Annotated in this window: 17 protein-coding genes; 16 read left to right on the forward strand and 1 reads right to left on the reverse strand. The window is 67.1% G+C overall.

Annotated features, from left to right (window positions below; all coding sequences use genetic code 11):
* Positions 1-34 precede the first annotated feature (34 nt).
* The 5 genes from rpsE to MTQ01_RS05425 all read left to right on the forward strand — a co-directional run bounded on the left by rpsE (position 35) and on the right by MTQ01_RS05425 (position 3461).
* Positions 35-637, forward strand: coding sequence for a 30S ribosomal protein S5 (gene rpsE / locus MTQ01_RS05405; protein ID WP_247487096.1), 603 nt, complete (start codon positions 35-37; stop codon positions 635-637).
* Complete coding sequence (gene rpmD / locus MTQ01_RS05410; protein ID WP_211039096.1) at positions 637-819, forward strand: 50S ribosomal protein L30; 183 nt, start codon at positions 637-639, stop codon at positions 817-819. The genes rpsE and rpmD overlap by 1 nt, the downstream gene beginning before the upstream one ends.
* Before the next feature lies 1 nt (position 820).
* A complete protein-coding gene (rplO, locus tag MTQ01_RS05415; RefSeq protein WP_247487097.1) occupies positions 821-1276 on the forward strand; it encodes a 50S ribosomal protein L15 in 456 nt (151 codons plus the stop codon).
* 209 nt (positions 1277-1485) lie between these two features.
* A complete protein-coding gene (gene secY / locus MTQ01_RS05420) occupies positions 1486-2802 on the forward strand; it encodes a preprotein translocase subunit SecY (protein WP_247487098.1) in 1317 nt (438 codons plus the stop codon).
* Positions 2802-3461, forward strand: a complete 660-nt coding sequence (locus tag MTQ01_RS05425) for an adenylate kinase (protein WP_247487099.1) — start codon at positions 2802-2804, stop codon at positions 3459-3461. The genes secY and MTQ01_RS05425 overlap by 1 nt, the downstream gene beginning before the upstream one ends.
* 79 nt (positions 3462-3540) lie before the next feature.
* Here MTQ01_RS05425 and MTQ01_RS05430 read toward each other — a convergent pair whose 3' ends face one another.
* Positions 3541-6738, reverse strand: a complete 3198-nt coding sequence (locus tag MTQ01_RS05430; RefSeq protein WP_247487100.1) for an NACHT domain-containing NTPase — start codon at positions 6736-6738, stop codon at positions 3541-3543.
* A gap of 390 nt (positions 6739-7128) precedes the next feature.
* On the opposite strand from MTQ01_RS05430, the gene map reads away from it, so the two are divergent.
* The 11 genes from map to truA all read left to right on the forward strand — a co-directional run bounded on the left by map (position 7129) and on the right by truA (position 17147).
* Positions 7129-7965 (forward strand): type I methionyl aminopeptidase, encoded by an 837-nt coding sequence (map, locus tag MTQ01_RS05435; RefSeq protein WP_247487101.1) that lies wholly within the window; start codon positions 7129-7131, stop codon positions 7963-7965.
* Between the two features lie 744 nt (positions 7966-8709).
* Positions 8710-9162: a hypothetical protein gene (locus MTQ01_RS05440; RefSeq protein ID WP_247487102.1), complete on the forward strand. Its 453-nt coding sequence runs from the start codon at positions 8710-8712 to the stop codon at positions 9160-9162.
* Positions 9163-9170: 8 nt separating this feature from the next.
* On the forward strand, positions 9171-9842 hold the full coding sequence (locus MTQ01_RS05445) for an ABC transporter ATP-binding protein (protein WP_247487103.1): 672 nt from the start codon (positions 9171-9173) through the stop codon (positions 9840-9842).
* Between the two features lie 190 nt (positions 9843-10032).
* Positions 10033-12069: an FtsX-like permease family protein gene (locus MTQ01_RS05450; protein WP_247487104.1), complete on the forward strand. Its 2037-nt coding sequence runs from the start codon at positions 10033-10035 to the stop codon at positions 12067-12069.
* Positions 12070-12769: 700 nt separating this feature from the next.
* Complete coding sequence (gene infA / locus MTQ01_RS05455) at positions 12770-12991, forward strand: translation initiation factor IF-1 (RefSeq protein WP_003948620.1); 222 nt, start codon at positions 12770-12772, stop codon at positions 12989-12991.
* Positions 12992-13050: 59 nt separating this feature from the next.
* Positions 13051-13164 carry a 50S ribosomal protein L36 gene (rpmJ, locus tag MTQ01_RS05460; RefSeq protein ID WP_003956441.1) on the forward strand — a complete coding sequence of 38 codons (114 nt, stop codon included), beginning with the start codon at positions 13051-13053 and terminating at the stop codon, positions 13162-13164.
* Between the two features lie 208 nt (positions 13165-13372).
* Positions 13373-13753, forward strand: coding sequence for a 30S ribosomal protein S13 (rpsM, locus tag MTQ01_RS05465; protein WP_247487105.1), 381 nt, complete (start codon positions 13373-13375; stop codon positions 13751-13753).
* 104 nt (positions 13754-13857) lie between these two features.
* Positions 13858-14262 carry a 30S ribosomal protein S11 gene (rpsK, locus tag MTQ01_RS05470; protein ID WP_004571845.1) on the forward strand — a complete coding sequence of 135 codons (405 nt, stop codon included), beginning with the start codon at positions 13858-13860 and terminating at the stop codon, positions 14260-14262.
* A 182-nt stretch (positions 14263-14444) separates the two neighbouring features.
* Entirely contained in the window at positions 14445-15464 is a 1020-nt protein-coding gene (locus MTQ01_RS05475) for a DNA-directed RNA polymerase subunit alpha (protein WP_247487106.1), read from the forward strand.
* 113 nt (positions 15465-15577) lie between these two features.
* On the forward strand, positions 15578-16105 hold the full coding sequence (rplQ, locus tag MTQ01_RS05480) for a 50S ribosomal protein L17 (RefSeq protein WP_247487107.1): 528 nt from the start codon (positions 15578-15580) through the stop codon (positions 16103-16105).
* Positions 16106-16217: 112 nt separating this feature from the next.
* Positions 16218-17147: a tRNA pseudouridine(38-40) synthase TruA gene (gene truA / locus MTQ01_RS05485; RefSeq protein ID WP_247487108.1), complete on the forward strand. Its 930-nt coding sequence runs from the start codon at positions 16218-16220 to the stop codon at positions 17145-17147.
* Positions 17148-17274: the final 127 nt, after the last annotated feature.

Raw genomic sequence — 17274 nt, forward strand, 5'->3', positions numbered from 1 at the left:
CGTAGCTAGCGGACAGACGAGAGAGGTATTTCCAATGGCTGGACCCCAGCGCCGCGGTGGCGGCGCCGGTGGCGGCGAGCGGCGGGACCGTAAGGGCCGGGACGGCGGCGCAGCTGCCGAGAAGACCGCGTACGTTGAGCGCGTCGTCGCGATCAACCGTGTCGCCAAGGTAGTGAAGGGTGGTCGTCGCTTCAGCTTCACCGCGCTGGTCGTGGTGGGCGATGGCGATGGCACCGTGGGTGTCGGATACGGCAAGGCGAAGGAAGTTCCCTCCGCCATCGCCAAGGGTGTCGAGGAGGCCAAGAAGAACTTCTTCAAGGTTCCCCGCATCCAGGGCACCATTCCGCACCCCATCCAGGGTGAGGACGCAGCCGGTGTCGTGCTGCTCAAGCCGGCTTCCCCCGGTACCGGTGTGATCGCCGGTGGCCCGGTGCGTGCCGTGCTGGAGTGCGCGGGCATCCACGACGTGCTGAGCAAGTCGCTCGGCTCGTCCAACCCGATCAACATCGTGCACGGCACGGTGGCCGCTCTGAAGGGCCTTCAGCGCCCCGAGGAGATCGCGGCCCGCCGTGGTCTGCCGCTCGAGGACGTTGCTCCCGCCGCTCTGCTGCGGGCGCGGGCTGGGGTGAGTGCGTAATGGCGCAGCTCAAGATCACCCAGACCCGTTCTGTGATCGGTACGAAGCAGAACCACCGTGAGACGCTGCGGACCCTCGGTCTCAAGCGCGTCAACGACGTGGTCGTGAAGGAGGACCGTCCGGAGTTCCGTGGCATGGTCCACGCCGTGCGGCACCTCATCACGGTCGAGGAGGTTTCCTGAGATGGCTGGAGACAAGCCGCTCAAGATCCACAACCTCCGTCCGGCTCCGGGCGCCAAGACCGCCAAGACCCGCGTGGGTCGTGGTGAGGCGTCCAAGGGCAAGACGGCCGGTCGTGGCACCAAGGGCACCAAGGCCCGTTACCAGGTACCGGAGCGCTTCGAGGGTGGGCAGATGCCGCTGCACATGCGGCTGCCCAAGCTCAAGGGCTTCAAGAACCCGTTCAAGACCGAGTACCAGGTTGTCAACCTGGACCGTCTGGCCTCCCTCTACCCCGAGGGCGGCGAGGTCACGGTGGCCGATCTGGTCGCCAAGGGCGCGGTTCGCAAGAACAGTCTCGTCAAGGTGCTCGGCTCCGGCGAGATCTCCGTGGCGCTGACGGTGACGGTTGACGCCGTCTCCGGCTCCGCCAAGGAGAAGATCGCCGCAGCCGGCGGCAGCGTCACCGAGCTCGTCTGAGAGTGACGCCGTGATGGCCTTCCGGGGATGCCCTCAACAGGGGCATCCCCGTTGGTCATTCCACGGGCGGCCCTCTCGCGGGTAAGGTGGCGGACACTGCCCGCGGCCGTGACCATCGCTGTGGGCACGAAGAGTTGCTTTTCCGTCATATCCATCGTTTCTCAAGACCGTCACCTCTCGCGTAGGACGCGGAGGCCGCAGGAGGTACCGTGCTCAGCGCGTTCACCCGGGCGTTCAAGACGCCCGACCTGCGCAAGAAGCTGCTGTTCACGCTGAGCATCATCGTGCTCTTCCGGCTGGGATCCCAGATCCCGACGCCGGGTGTCAGCTATGAGCAAGTCCAGGTTTGCAAGGACGAGGCGGGCAGCGGGCAGTCGGGTCTGTTCGACCTGGTGAACATGTTCAGTGGTGGCGCACTGATGCAGATCACCATCTTCGCGCTCGGGATCATGCCGTACATCACGGCAAGCATCATCCTTCAGCTGCTCGTCGTGGTGATCCCGCGACTCGAGGCGCTGAAGAAGGAGGGTCAGGCCGGCCAGGCCAAGATCACCCAGTACACGCGTTATCTGACCATCGCGCTCGCGGTGCTCCAGGCGACCGGTCTGGTCGCGGCGGCCCGCAGCGGCACCCTCTTCCAGGGATGCAGCGTCGCCAACGAAGTCGTGCCGGACGGCTCGATGTTCGTCACCATCTCGATGGTGGTCGTGATGACCGCGGGCACCGCGCTGATCATGTGGCTCGGAGAGCTCATCACCGACCGCGGTATCGGCAACGGCATGTCGATGCTGATGTTCGTCTCCATCGCCTCGGGTTTCCCGGGCGCACTGTGGGCGATCAAGCAGCAGGGCGACCTGGCGGGCGGTTGGATCGAGTTCGGGACCGTGATCCTCTGCGGTCTCGGAATGGTCGGTCTGGTTGTCTTCGTCGAGCAGGCTCAGCGCCGAATTCCGGTGCAGTACGCGAAGCGGATGATCGGGCGGCGTTCGTATGGTGGGACGTCGACCTACATTCCGCTGAAGGTGAACCAGGCAGGTGTGATTCCTGTCATCTTCGCCTCGTCCCTGCTCTACATCCCGGCGCTCGTCGTCCAGTTCAGCAACTCGGACGCGGGCTGGGCGGACTGGGTCCGGCAGAACCTGGAGCGGCAGGATGCCCCGCTTTACGTCCTGACGTACTTCTTGCTCATCGTCTTCTTCGCATTCTTCTACGTCGCCATCTCCTTCAACCCCGAAGAAGTTGCCGACAACATGAAGAAGTATGGTGGGTTCATTCCCGGTATCCGGGCCGGACGCCCAACGGCGGAGTACCTGGGTTACGTGCTGAACCGCATCACGTGGCCCGGCGCCATCTACCTTGGTCTGATCGCCCTGGTGCCCACCGTCGCGCTGATCGCATTCAATGCGCAGGGTGAGTTCCCGTTCGGCGGGACAAGCATCCTGATCATCGTGGGTGTTGGACTCGAAACTGTTCGGCAGATCGAGAGCCAGCTCCAGCAGCGCAACTACGAAGGGTTCCTCCGCTAATGCGTATCGTCCTCGTCGGACCGCCTGGAGCGGGCAAGGGCACGCAGGCTGCGCTCCTCGCCCAGACTCTGTCTGTTCCGCACATCTCCACCGGCGACCTCTTCCGCGCCAACATCAGCCAGGGCACCGAACTCGGGCTCAAGGCCCAGCAGTTCATGCGCGAGGGCAAGCTGGTGCCGGACGAGGTCACCATCGGGATGGCCAAAGACCGGATGGACCAGGCGGACGCCGAGGACGGGTTTCTGCTCGACGGATTCCCCCGCAACCTCGCACAGGCCGAAGCGCTCGACGGGATCCTCCGCGACGCGGAGCTGAAGCTCGACGCGGTGCTGGACCTGGAGGTCCCCGAGGAGGAGATCGTCAAGCGGATCGCCGGGCGGCGCATGTGCCGTCAGGACAGCAGCCACATCTTCCACGTCGAGTACAGCCCCTCCAAGGAGCAGGGCGTGTGCGACACGTGCGGTGGTGAGCTGTACCAGCGCGAGGACGACCACGAGGACACCGTGCGCAAGCGCCTCGAGGTCTACCACAGCGAGACCGAGCCGATCATCGACTACTACCGCTCCCAGGGCCTGGTGACCACGCTCTCCGCGCTCGGCGCGGTGTCCGACGTCACCTCCCGGGCGCTGAACGCGCTCGGCCGGGCCGAGGCCGCGTAGTCGAAGCAGCTTTCGGCAGCACTGAACACCGGTGGCCGCGAACCCCGATCCGGGGTCGCGGCCACCGGCGTTCAGTGCGTCAGACGCGCGGTCGGGGCCGGCGCACGACCTCGACCGCGGGCGGCAGCCCCTCCAGGCCGGTGAGGTTCTCGACGCGGCTGAGGAAGAGCGTGCGCAGCTCCGGGGCGGCGGCCAGGGCCGTCACGTCCAGCTCGGTGGCGTCGTGTATCTGCAGTGCCTGCATCGCCGGGAAGAGCTGGACCAGACGGCGCACCCACTCGGTCGGGCCGCCGCCGCGCACGCACGGGTAGGTGACGCCGGCCAGCGGCACCGGATCCGTCTCCGCCGTGGGCAGCGCAACCGACTCCAGATGGAGCGTGCGGAGCTCGGGGAGGGCGTGCAGCGCGTTCCAGTCGGCGAGTTGGAGCGGACGCTCGCGCTGGGCGACATGGAGCCTGGTCAGCTGCGGGCAGCGCTCGATGCCGCGCAGCCGCACCGTCCAGGAGGAGAGCCCGAGCTCGGTCAGCGGCAGCCCGAACGGGAGCACGGCCGCCGCGTCGTCGCACTGCGACATGCTGCCGAAGACCAGCCTGCTCAGCCGGTCCATGTCCTGGAGCGGCCCGAAGTCGCGCAGCTTCGGCAGCAGATTGAGATGCAGTGAACGCAGCGGCAGGTCGCCGATGTCGGAGAGGTCTCTCAGGCTCAGGCAGCCGGAGACTCTGAGCCGGGTGAGCGACGTGCAGCCGCGGAGCTCGTCCAGGTTCTCGATCAGGTTGTTGTTGACGAGCTCGAACTCGGCCAGCCGGTTGCCGGCCACCGCCTCCGCGAGCTGGTCGGAGGTGAAGTCGCCGGACAACCGCAGATGGGTCACGGGCAGACGGAGGATCTGCTCCAGCTCGGGCGCCGAGCGGACGGTGACCAGGGTGGCGGGTACACGTTCGAGCAGCGGGCGCAGAATCTCGTGTGCGTAGGTGGCGGTGTCGAACCGGTCCCAGTGGCCGGCGAGTTGGTAGGCGACCACGTTGCTCGGACGCTCCAGGAAACGCAGCAGCAAGGGCAGCGGCGCATCGCCGCCGCGCTGGCAGGCGGTGTGCACGACGGCCGAGGACTCGTCGTCCTGCAGCCTCTCGGGACCGGGCAGCAGATCCAGGATCACCGGGCCCGCCGCGGCGAGCTCCTTGGCCTCCGCGTAGCTGCGCGGAGGCACCAGCGCGCCCGTACGCGCCTCCACCTCCGCCCGCACCTGCGGGTCGAGCTTCGGTGCGTGCTCCAGGCAGGCGGTCGCCAGCAGGTGCAGCCGCGTCCGGTGGATGGGCTCGCTGTCCCCGCGCTCGATCAACTGCCGCAGCAGAGCAGCGCGTTCGTCCGGTCTGGCGTGGGCGACCGCCATCCGCAGCACATCGGCCCACTGGTCGAGGTGGGCGTGCTGGGCGAGCACACCGAGATCGCCCTCCTCCACGGCGGCCCGGGCGCCCAGATAGTCCTGGAAGGTGCGGTGGACGAAGTCGACGGCGCCGGGAGACGGCTCGCGCAGCAGCCCGGACCTGAGCAGCAGATGGTCGAACACCTCCTGGGCGTCGGCCTGTTGGGCCACGTACGGCATGGTGGGCAGCGCGCGGGCGATCAGACGGACCGCACCTGACTTGTCCAGCTCGGAGCGGCCGTTGCGGATCAGCCAGTACGCCAGCTTCTGGAGCAGCGAGGTCTGGGCCTCGTCGTCGAGCTCGAGGGAGGAACCGGGCATCACCTCGCGCTCGACGTCCCTGCGGTAGAGGAGCGTGGAGAGCGCGGCGTCGTAGAGCGCTTTGCGACCGCGCGGGAGGTAGCCCCGGCGCTCGCGGTGGAGCGCGCAGATCAGGCCGCACATCAGGGGGTTGGAGGCGAGACCGGCGAGGTCCGGTTTGGTGCGCAGCGTCTCCAGCAGCGCGGGAGCGAGGTCGTCGTCCGCGTCGGCGGCGGTGTGCCAGCGCCCGACGAACGCGGTGACCTCGGCGCGGCTCATGGGGGAGAGCGACAGCTCGCTGAACCGGTCCTCCGCGAGCCAGCCGTCCCGTACGGCGGTGGCCCGCGTGGTGACCACCCACTGGTTCTGGGGGAAGGCGGTGAGCTGGTCGCGCAGCCAGCGCCGGGTGCGTTCGCGCTCCTCGGCGGGCTGCTCGTCCACGCCGTCGATCAGCAGCACACCGCGCCCGGCGGAGAGCACCCGCTCCACCCAGCCCTCCGGCTGGCTGCCCGCCAGCGGGCAACCGGTCGCCGCGAGGAACTGGGACGGCAGCGGGAGCCCCGCGCCGCCCCGGGTGAGAGTGCGCAGCGGCAGCACGAACGGCACCCGCCCGAGCAGATGCGGCACACCGGCGTCGGCGTCCTGGCGGGCGGTGGTCACCGCGAGCCACTGCACCAGCGTCGTCTTCCCGGAACCGGCGAGCCCGCGCAGCATCACACGTTCGTGGCCGGCGAGCGCGCGGTCCGCGGCCTGGCGCGCACCCCCGACCGCGTGCGGGAGCGTCAACCCGTCGCCGCGGCCGTCCTGTTGGTACTGCCGGGCGTCGGGCAGCTCGTGCCGCAACTCCGCCGACGCCTCCACCCGCAGACTCAGGTACGCCGAGTCCAGCGGCCATTCGCGGCTCTGACGGAGATCGAGCCCGTAGATGGTGAGCGAGTTGTACTTGCGGTCGACGAACTCCGCGTACCGGCGCTCGAACTGGGCGTCCGCCACGGTCGACGAGGGCATGCGGTCGGCGAGCTGGTCGAGCCGGTCGACGACGTCCCGCAGCCGGCGGCTCTGCTCCACCTGCTGGCGCGGGACGAAGGAGGAGCGCTGGGTGAAGAAGTGCAGTATGTGCAGGCAGGCGGTCTCCAGCAGCGCCTCGTAGAGGTGTGTCGCGTCCTGGCTCAGATCCCTGGCGGCGTCCGGAACCGCCTCCCGCAAGCGCAGCGCGAAGGCGCGGTGGCCGAGGTCGACCGCCTGCGCGTCCTCCATGGTGAGCTCGCCGAGGCCGAGCAACGTACGGCAGAGCGCGTCGGTCACGGCCAGGTCCTGGTCGGCACCGATCGGACGTTCCCCCCTGCTCACGGCCCGACGCACCAGCTCACCCGCGATCCGATGCACCTCCCGCTCGCCGACCACCCGCTTCTCGCCGCGGAACGACACCAGACCGCTGATCCGCACCGGCGTCCTGACGAGGTCCGCTCCCCTTCCCTCCTGCACGAACAACCGCTTCACCAGCGGGCTCACCACACTCGAGGCCAGCCGGGTCCCCACCACACCGAAGTCCATGACCACTGAGCGTAGGTGCGCACTCACGTTCGTGTCGACGGTGCCGCGGGCGGCCGGACGGGGCGCGTGGGGGCGGGGTTGCGGGGTGTGTGCGCGGGGGCGTGAGGGGCGGGCGCACGGCGGTGGGGCGCGGCGGTGTGAGGCTGGGGCGGGTGGTGGTGTGCGGTGGTCGTACGGGAGGCGGTGTGCGGGGTAGGGCGGGGCGTTGGGGAACGGGGCGCGGCGAGGCGTCGGGTGACCTTGGGCTGAGCGGGGCGGAGTGGTGCACCGGTGGGCTCTGCGGGTCTCGCGGGCCCGTACGCATCCGTCGGTCGGGGAGCCGTATCGTTGGGGGTTACGTCCGGCACGGGCGGTCAGTTGTTGTTGTCTGAGCTGGAGGCGTCAGCCGAGATGGTGGAGATCAAGACCCCCGAGCAGATCGCGAAGATGCGGGCGGCGGGGCTGGTGGTCGCAGCCATGCACAAGGAGTGCGCCGCGGCGGCCGTACCCGGCGCGACCACCAAGGACCTCGACGAGGTCGCGGCGAAGGTGCTCGCCGACCACGGGGCCAAGCCCAACTTCCTCGGCTACGGCGGGTTCCCGGGCAACATCTGCACCTCGGTCAACGACGTCGTCGTGCACGGAATCCCGGACCGGGAGACGGTGCTGAAGTCCGGCGACGTGCTCTCCATCGACGCCGGCGCCATCATCGACGGCTGGCACGGTGACGCCGCCATCACCGTCTTCGTCGGCGAGGGCCACGCACCGGAACTGCTCGAACTCAGCCGGGTCACCGAGGAGTCCATGTGGGCCGGGCTCGCCGCGATGCGCAAGGGCAACCGGCTCGTCGACATCTCCAAGGCCGTCGAGGGCTACATCCGCCGCCAACCCCGTCCGGCGAGCGGCAAGTACGGGATCATCGAGGACTACGGCGGGCACGGCATCGGCAGCCAGATGCACATGGACCCGCACGTGCTGAACTACGTCGAGCGCCGCCGCGGACGCGGCCCCAAGCTCGTACCGGGGATGTGCCTGGCGATCGAACCGATGGTCAGCCTCGGCACCGCCAAGACGCACGTGCTGGAGGACGACTGGACCGTCGTGACCGACGACCACTCGTGCTCCAGCCACTGGGAGCACTCCATCGCGCTCACCGAGCAGGGCCCCCTCGTCCTCACCGCCCCCGACGGCGGCCGGGCGAAGCTCGCCGAGTACGGCGTCGAAACCGCCCCCGACCCGCTGGGCTGAGCGCGGAGCGCGGTTGTCCGTGGGGAGCGGACCGGCCGCCCGCCTGCAGGCCGTGCGCGCCCGTACGTCCGCCACGTCCGTCCAGCTGTGGGGGAGCGCCGTGGCCGGGCCTGCCGCGGGAGCGCGGTGTGAGTGCGGAGCGTCGGACCGTAGCGGAATGCGGTCGCAGTGAGGGGCGGGCCGCGGTTCGCGGTGCGATGAGCGGTTTCGGCGGGCGCGGTGCGCTTCGTGCACCCCGTGGAGGTATCCCGTAGTCCTCGGCGCCGGCTGGGTTGCCCAGCGTGCCCGAGGGCTGCGCCTGCCGAGACCAGGGCCACTGCGGTGAGAGCGCAGTGCCGTGGCACGCGCGGTGTACAGCCGGCCCCGCCGAGCTTCAGTGCACGACGGGTCCGTTGCAGTGAGCCCGGTGTGCCGTGCGCTGTCCGCCCAGAGCCGTAGACACGAGGCGGAACTGGCCCGCCGTCGGCCCAGACGAACTCTCCGCACCTCCCGCCTGTCCTGCCCCTGATCATCGGCCCGTCCGCCAAGCGTGACGTTTCTGCAGGTCGAGGCAGTCAACGCGACATCGAAACCGGTACACCAAAGCGTGGTGGTCAGACCGTTCTGTCCCGGTTCGCCGTTATTGGTGCGGCGAAGGCTGCCAGAGTGATCAACGCGAAGTCCCGCAGTGCTGCGCGGCGTTGAAGTGCGCCCGCAGCGGACCTCGGCGTACCCACTCTCCGCCTACCTCCGAGACGAGGCCCGATGAAGCGCTTGCTCATCGCCGTACTGGTCACCACCACGGTGCTCACCGCCCCCACAATCGCCTACGCCACCGCCGACCTCGGGGCCGCACGCGATTCCGAGACGCGAGCGGCGCTCCCCCGATTCAAGGCGATGCAGTACATGGAGACGACGGGCGTGGAATGGGAGGGGAGTTATCGATTCCTGCCGCCCGGAAAGTCGACGCGTGGAGCGTTCAACTTCAAGGGGAAGCTACGCTCTTTTGACAAAAACAATGGGGCAAAGTTGGAAGTCCGAGTGGAAGGTTACGGAAAGCGCACCTATCGCGCGGCGCGGGGGAAAGCGAAGACATACAACGAGCTTGTGTATGACGGGGCAGCGCAGCGAACCAAGGATGCTTGGGTGAAGCTTTGCAGGGACCGAGGAACGTTGGTTCCTGACAACTGCACCGGCGAAGAGTATTACGGACGCTAGGGGGGGCTGTGTCCGTGATCTCTGCAAGTGGTGTGACGCACCACTACGGTCCTGGAAATCCGGTGCTGAGAGATGTGGACCTGCGTGTGGACGCAGGGGAGTCCGTCGCAATCACTGGCCGCAGTGGATGTGGAAAATCGACGTTGCTCCTGTGTCTTGCGGGAATTATTCGGCCGGACGGCGGCAGGATTCGGGTCGCAGGAGTAGACGTTATCGCGTCCGAAGATGAAGAGCTGAGCTCTTTGCGACGCGACTCCATGGGCTTTGTTTTCCAGTTGGGAGAGCTGATTTCTGAACTAAGCCTACTCGATAATGTTTCTCTACCGAGAGAGCTACAGGGTGAAAGACGAGCGAAGGCTAGAAGCGAGTCACTAGTGGTAATGGAGGAGCTAGGGATTTCCTCGCTCCGAGACAAGTTTCCCGGAGAAGTTTCTGGAGGCCAGGCCCAGAGAGTTGCTGTTGCCAGAGCATTGGTGCACCGACCATCGGTGGTATTCGCAGACGAGCCTACTGGTGCGCTGGATGAGGAGAATGCGGAGCAAGTTCTTTCCCAGCTCCTCACCATCACGAAGATTCATGGCGCGGCACTAGTAATGGTTACTCACGATCAAGGGATTGCTGCAGCGGCGGACCGGCAGGTGCACATGGCTGATGGGCGCTTGGCCTTGGTGGGAGTGTGAGGGGTAAATGCCTGCGACCCTACGGATCGGTTTTCGACTCCTAAATCCTCGCGGAACAAGGCGGAGCGCATCACTTCTCCTCACAGTCCTCGGCGTTGCTTTGGCTGCGCTCAGCGTTCTTCTTTCCTTTGCTTCTTTCGCAGTAGTAGAGCACCGCAAGGAAGTAGGGCTAGCTCGCAGCGTAATCTCGGTGGAAGAAGGACAAGATGCCCATGTCTGGGGCGAGGTTCAAGTTCATGATTATGATCGTAGACAACTGTTCCGGATTGACTTAGCGTCGGACGGAAGTAAAGCTGCTCATTCTGTTGGTATGCCCCCGGGTTTGGACGTTTGGCCTAAGCCGGGTGAACTGATTGTCTCGCCGCGTTTCGCGCAGGAGGCGGCTCGTAGCGAAACGCTTTCTGCATTCGCGCCGGGTGAAGTAGTAGGCATCGTGGGCGGAGAAGGCCTGCGCGCGCCGGACGAGCTAGTGGTCTATCGAGGAGCGACAAAGGAAGAACTGGGCTCAGGTGGTGAGCCGGTAGCGGGGTTCGGGGGTAACGCTCCAGTCAATCAAGAACTTGAAGACTCTCAGATTCAAGGGCTTTCGCTGTTCTTCATTACCTGCCTCGGTCTACCGGTTGGCGCGTTTCTTGTGGTGGCATCTAGGCTGTCGGCCAGTACCCGACTTCGTGGAATTGCTGCGCTGCGGCTCATTGGAGTGTCGGCACGTCAAGCCGCAAGGATCACTGCGGTTGAGCAGGTGGTTGTTGGTTTTCTAGGCGCTCTTCTCGCCCTGTCTGTCTACCCACTTGTGAATCATTATGTCGCGGGCAGTGGGCTATTGGTGATCAAGTGGTACCCCGAGACTACTTCTGTCGGGCCATTCTCGGCCGCCGTAGTTATCGGTGTTTGCTCGGGTATTTCCTGGTTCGTTGGATCTCGTTCAAACGCCGCGGCGATCCATTCACCGTGGGCGCATCGGAGATCTGCTCCGCCAAGGCCAACGGCGCTATGGCGAGTTTTCCCCCTAGCGGTTGGCGCTGCGGCTCTATGGTTCCTCGCCTGGCAGGGATTCTTCGCTGGCAGAAATGAGGATGGTTCTCCACTCGATACAAGCCTGTGGATGATCAGTGCAGTGCTGCTAACGGGGCTGGGACTACTGCTTGCGGCGGGCACACTCACGGAGCTGATTTGTCGGTGGTGGAAGCGTTCGTGCAGCCTAACCAGACGCCTTGGGGCGGCCCGTGCGGGGTTCGACGCTCAAAATTCAGGGAAACTTGCTGCGGGTGTGCTGGTTCTCGTCTTCGCTATTGGTGTGGGTATTGGCCACTCTCGCGACGCGCGAGCCACCAGTGAACTTGAGGCAGGTGTGCCTGCCAAGTTCTCGGCGCGCGGAGAGCTCATCGAAGAACCTCAAGCGCGTCGACTTATGAAGATAGAGGGAACACTCGCACGATCTCTGATCGCTTCGGAAGCAGGGACAGGCGCCCGAGTCCTGTTCACTGACTGTGCGGGGTTGCATCACCTCGCGGGGAAGCAGGTTGCAGACTGCGGCCTGGACCGAGGTGAAGGTTACAGATTGCAGGATCGTAGACAGTCGATTTCCCTGGTGAGTAGTTCTGGACATCCTGTTGAAGTTCCGAGTCCCTCAAGGAAGTTGACTCAAACTGGTGGCCTTTTGGGACATTCCGCAGTACTGCCACTTGACTCGAAGTTGGCTTACTCTGCTTACGGATCAGTCGAATTGGTCGCTGACTTTGAGGCGATGGATGAGGTCATGTCTCAGTTCGTGGCGATTGCGCCTTACAGTCAGCCTTCTGTGTTTGGGGAGAATCCGGCTCAGGCGGAGATCAACTCGATGTTGGGGGCGTACATCAGATTCGCTTTTGTGCTCGGCGGTCTGGTGGCGCTGATGGCGTTGGTGGTGGCCCTGCTTGATCGCGCTGTCCAGCGCCGCAGGGTGAATGCGCGGATGCTCGCGCAGGGAATGCGGCCCGGGCAGTTGCGCGCTGTGCAGGCGTGGGAGGCGGCGGCCTCGATGGTGCCGCAGGTGGCGCTGGCCTGGTTGCTCGGCATCGTGGGTGCAATGACGTGGCAGTACACCGGGGGTCTGATTCGGACGCCGGACTGGGTGGCTTTCGGTTGGCTCACGCTCGGCACGCTGGTCGCTGTGGCGACTGCCGTGGCGATCGCCGCGTTCTCGACGCCCCGGCGGGTGGAACCCCAGCTTCTGAGGGCGGAGTGAAGGAGCGGCGGGCGGGGCGAGGCGCCGGGCGTTGCGCCGGCCTGCGCCGGACGCATCGGTGAGCACGCCCGTGGCGCTGTTGTCCGGGGCCGCCTTCATGGAGCTGCCTCAATGCATCGGTGAGCACGTCCGTGGGCGCTGCGCTTCGGTAGTGATCTTGAGGGTGTGTGGGCATGCCCTCGCTGATCTTGAGGATGTGTGGGGGCGTGCCCTCGCTGGTGGCCCTCTTCTGTCTTGCCTGGTTCTGTCCTCTTGGTGCGGTCCCTCCGCGCCCCGCCGCTTCTCCGGCGGGGCGCGGAGGTCGGGGGCGGGGTGCTGGGTGTGACGGTTGTCGCTGGAGCGGTATGTGGCTCGGTGGCGGTCCTGCGTGCTGAAGTAGGAGTTTCGTGCGCCGTGGACGGGCCGTGGACCTGCCGTAGGTCGTCGTGGTCCGCCCGCGTCCCGGGGCGCGGCTCCGCGTCGGGGTTGCGCTCGCGCAGGGTAGTGGAGGGGTGCGGTGTGAGTTGCGTCGCGCCCCTGCTCGAAGTGCGGCTCGCGACCGGGTATCCGGCCCAACTGGGCTTAATGATCTTCCAGTTGGGGGAGGATACCCGGATTCGTCTTTCGGGAGGCGCTGCCGTAGACTGGCTCGTCGGTCCTTGCGTTTTTCTGTGCTCGGACCGATCCAGGTAGCCGATCCCGGAAGGTGAAGCGCTCAAGCATGGCCAAAAAACAAGGGGCCATCGAGATCGAGGGCACTGTCGTCGAATCTCTGCCGAACGCGATGTTCAAGGTGGAGCTTCAGAACGGCCACCAGGTCCTCGCGCACATCAGCGGCAAGATGCGGATGCACTACATCCGTATCCTTCCCGACGACCGTGTCGTGGTGGAGCTCTCTCCCTATGACCTGACGCGTGGACGGATCGTCTACCGCTACAAGTAGATCGAGCCACCATCCCGCTCCCGTGGGGTGATGGCCTGACCCGGAGAACCTCACATCCCATGAAGGTCAAGCCGAGCGTCAAGAAGATCTGCGACAAGTGCAAGGTGATCCGCCGTCACGGCCGGGTCATGGTCATCTGCGACAACCTGCGCCACAAGCAGCGCCAGGGCTGACGCGGTACCGGCACTAGCCGCTTCTTCGCACGACGCGAGTGCGCCCGCAGGGTGCGCTCAACACAAGTAGATACGCAGTCACCCGTTCTTGGCGGCCCCAGTGGCCGGCCGGGGACGACACCCTCGGACGGAGGCCGGGGACCTCGCCCGCGAGAGGCTGGGGAGAGGTGCTGCGGAAGACCTCCGACGATCATCAGGAGCCACATTCATGGCACGCCTTGAAGGCGTTGATCTCCCGCGTGAAAAGCGCATCGAGGTCGCCCTCACCTATGTCTTCGGCATCGGTCGCACCCGATCGCAGGAAGCGCTGAAGAACACCGGTGTGAACCCGGACACCCGGGTGCGCGACCTCAGCGAGGAAGACCTCGTCAAGCTGCGCGAGTACGTGGACGCCAACTTCCAGACCGAGGGTGACCTCCGCCGGGAGATCCAGGCCGACATCCGCCGCAAGGTCGAGATCGGCAACTACCAGGGTCTGCGTCACCGTCGTGGCCTGCCGGTCCGCGGTCAGCGCACCAAGACCAACGCCCGCACCCGCAAGGGCCCGCGTCGCGCCATCGCCGGCAAGAAGAAGCCGGGCAAGAAGTAGTCCGCACCGGACGCTGCTGCGGAGCCGCGGGACTCGTCCCGCAGATTCGCAGGACATCGCGGTCCGTGTTGTAGGACCGACCACCTCCACGGGAGTAAAACCATATGCCTCCGAAGGGCCGTACGGCCGGCGCCAAGAAGGTGCGCCGCAAGGAGAAGAAGAACGTCGCCCACGGGCACGCTCACATCAAGAGCACGTTCAACAACACCATCGTTTCCATCACCGACCCCACCGGCAACGTGATCTCCTGGGCCTCGGCCGGGCACGTCGGTTTCAAGGGTTCGCGCAAGTCGACTCCGTTCGCCGCGCAGATGGCCGCCGAGTCGGCCGCCCGCCGTGCGCAGGAGCACGGCATGCGCAAGGTCGACGTGTTCGTCAAGGGTCCCGGCTCCGGCCGTGAGACCGCGATCCGTTCGCTCCAGGCCACCGGCCTGGAGGTCGGCTCCATCCAGGACGTCACGCCGACCCCGCACAACGGTTGCCGTCCGCCCAAGCGTCGTCGCGTCTGACGCCGGGCTGACCGGGCAGTCGGGCCGGTCCGGGACATCGAGTCCCGGGTCGAGCCCCGCGGGGTACGGGCGGTACGGCACTTCGGGTGCCGTACCGCCCGTACCCTTGTAGCAATGGCCCCGGGCGCAGGTCCGGGGCTCGGCATCAAATAGCGGTTGCCGAATACTGGAGGCACATTCTCATGCTGATCGCTCAGCGCCCTTCCCTGACCGAAGAGGTCGTCGACGAGTTCCGCTCACGGTTCGTGATCGAGCCGCTGGAGCCGGGCTTCGGCTACACCCTCGGCAACTCCCTGCGTCGTACGCTCCTGTCCTCGATCCCCGGTGCGGCTGTCACCAGCATCCGGATCGACGGCGTCCTGCACGAGTTCACCACCGTGCCGGGCGTGAAGGACGACGTCACGGACCTGATCCTCAACATCAAGCAGCTGGTCGTCTCCTCGGAGCACGACGAGCCCGTCGTGATGTACCTGCGCAAGCAGGGCCCCGGCCTGGTCACCGCCGCGGACATCGCGCCGCCGGCCGGTGTCGAGGTGCACAACCCCGACCTGGTCCTCGCCACCCTCAACGGCAAGGGCAAGCTGGAGATGGAGCTGACCGTCGAGCGCGGTCGCGGCTACGTCTCCGCCGTGCAGAACAAGCAGGTCGGCCAGGAGATCGGCCGCATCCCGGTCGACTCCATCTACAGCCCGGTGCTGAAGGTGACCTACAAGGTCGAGGCGACCCGTGTCGAGCAGCGCACCGACTTCGACAAGCTGATCGTCGACGTCGAGACCAAGGAGGCCATGCGTCCGCGCGACGCCGTGGCGTCCGCGGGCAAGACGCTGGTCGAGCTGTTCGGTCTGGCTCGCGAGCTCAACGTCGACGCCGAGGGCATCGACATGGGCCCGTCCCCGACCGACGCCGCGCTGGCCGCCGATCTGGCGCTGCCGATCGAGGAGCTGGAGCTCACCGTCCGCTCCTACAACTGCCTCAAGCGCGAGGGCATCCACTCGGTCGGCGAGCTCGTCGCCCGCTCCGAGGCGGACCTGCTCGACATCCGCAACTTCGGTGCCAAGTCGATCGACGAGGTCAAGGCGAAGCTGGCCGGCATGAGCCTGGCGCTCAAGGACAGCCCGCCCGGATTCGACCCGACCGCCGCCGCCGACGCCTTCGGCTCGGACGACGACGACCAGGGCTTCGTCGAGACCGAGCAGTACTGAGCCGGTACTGCTCACGAGCCCCGCGAGGGGCCTGTGAACTCGGCTGGGCGACCGCTCAGCCGGCCTGACACCGGTACCTGATACGGCCGGTGCAGAGAACAAGGAGAGAGAACATGCCGAAGCCCACCAAGGGTGCCCGTCTGGGCGGCAGCGCGTCGCATCAGAAGGCCATGCTGGGGAACCTGGCGACCAGCCTTTTCGAGCACGGCCGCATCACCACGACCGAGGCCAAGGCTCGTCGCCTGCGCCCGGTCGCGGAGCGTCTGATCACCAAGGCGAAGAAGGGCGACCTTCACAACCGCCGCCAGGTCATGCGCACGATCCTGGACAAGAGCGTCGTCCACACGCTCTTCACCGAGATCGGCCCGCGGTACGAGAACCGCCCGGGTGGCTACACCCGGATCACCAAGGTCGGTCCGCGCCGTGGCGACAACGCTCCCATGGCCGTGATCGAGCTGGTCGAGGCCCTGACGGTGCAGCAGGCGGCGGTCGGTGAGGCCGAGGCCGCCACCAAGCGCTCCGCCAAGGACGCCGCCGGCGACGACGCCCTGAAGGACCTCAAGAAGGACGAGGCCCCGAAGGACGCCGAGCCCGAGGACGCCGCCCCGGCCGACGAGGCCGAGGACAAGAAGGACGCCTGAGTCGTCCTTCCGTGAGGACGTCCGCCTGGGTCGTCCTTCCGTCCGGCAGAGTCCGGATACGGGCCCGCTCCCTGCTGGGGGCGGGCCCGTTCCCGTTTGCGAGGATTGCCACATGAGCGATGCGGTGGAGCCCGGCTTTGTGCGGGTGCGGCTTGATCTGGCCTACGACGGCAGGGACTTCTCCGGCTGGGCGACCCAGCACGGGCGGCGCACCGTGCAGGGCGAACTGCAGGACGCCCTGCGGGTGGTGATGCGCCGCGGCGAGGCAGACGGTCCGGTCGAGCTGACGGTGGCGGGGCGTACGGACGCGGGGGTGCACGCCCGCGGCCAGGTGGCCCACGTCGACCTGCCGGAGGCCGAATGGGCGGTGCACGGCGAACAGTTGCTGCGCCGGCTGGCCGGCCGGCTGCCGATGGACGTACGGGTGCGGCGGGTCGTACGGGCGCCCGCCCACTTCAACGCGCGCTTCTCCGCGATCTGGCGCCGCTACTGCTACCGCGTCAGCGATCACCCCGGCGGTGTCGACCCGCTGCGCCGCGGCCATGTCCTGTGGCACAACTGGCCGTTGGACGAGGACGCGATGAACGCCGCGGCCGAACGGCTGCTGGGCGAGCACGACTTCGCGGCGTACTGCAAGAAGCGCGAGGGCGCCACCACCATCCGCACGCTCCGCGAGCTGCGCTGGGAGCGGTTGCCGGACGGTGTGCTGGAGGCGACGGTGCTGGCCGACGCGTTCTGCCACAACATGGTGCGTTCGCTGGTCGGCGCGATGCTCTTCGTCGGGGACGGGCACCGGCCGCCGCACTGGCCGGCCGAGGTGCTGGCGGCCGGCGTGCGCGACTCGGCGGTGCACGTCGTACGACCGCACGGGCTGACGCTGGAGGAGGTCGGCTACCCGGCCGACGATCAGCTGGCCGCGCGGAACCTGGAGGCGCGCAACAGGCGTACGCTGCCGACCGGTTCGGGGGCCGCCGGTGCGGGAGCCGGTGCGGCGTCGGGTGCGGGGGAGGCTGCGGCGGACCCGGATTCGGACTGCTGCTGAGCGGTACGCGTCCGGGGGCACGCCCGGAGCGGCCGGGGCGACGGCAGCGGCGGCTGTACGGATGGTCGAGCTCCGGGTGGTCGAGCCCCCGGCGGCCGTGCGAGGGCGCCGTGCGTCGTTCCGGAAC

Origin of the sequence: Streptomyces sp. XM4193 (genome assembly GCF_023072595.1) — a bacterium.
In the GTDB taxonomy this organism is placed as follows: domain Bacteria; phylum Actinomycetota; class Actinomycetes; order Streptomycetales; family Streptomycetaceae; genus Streptomyces.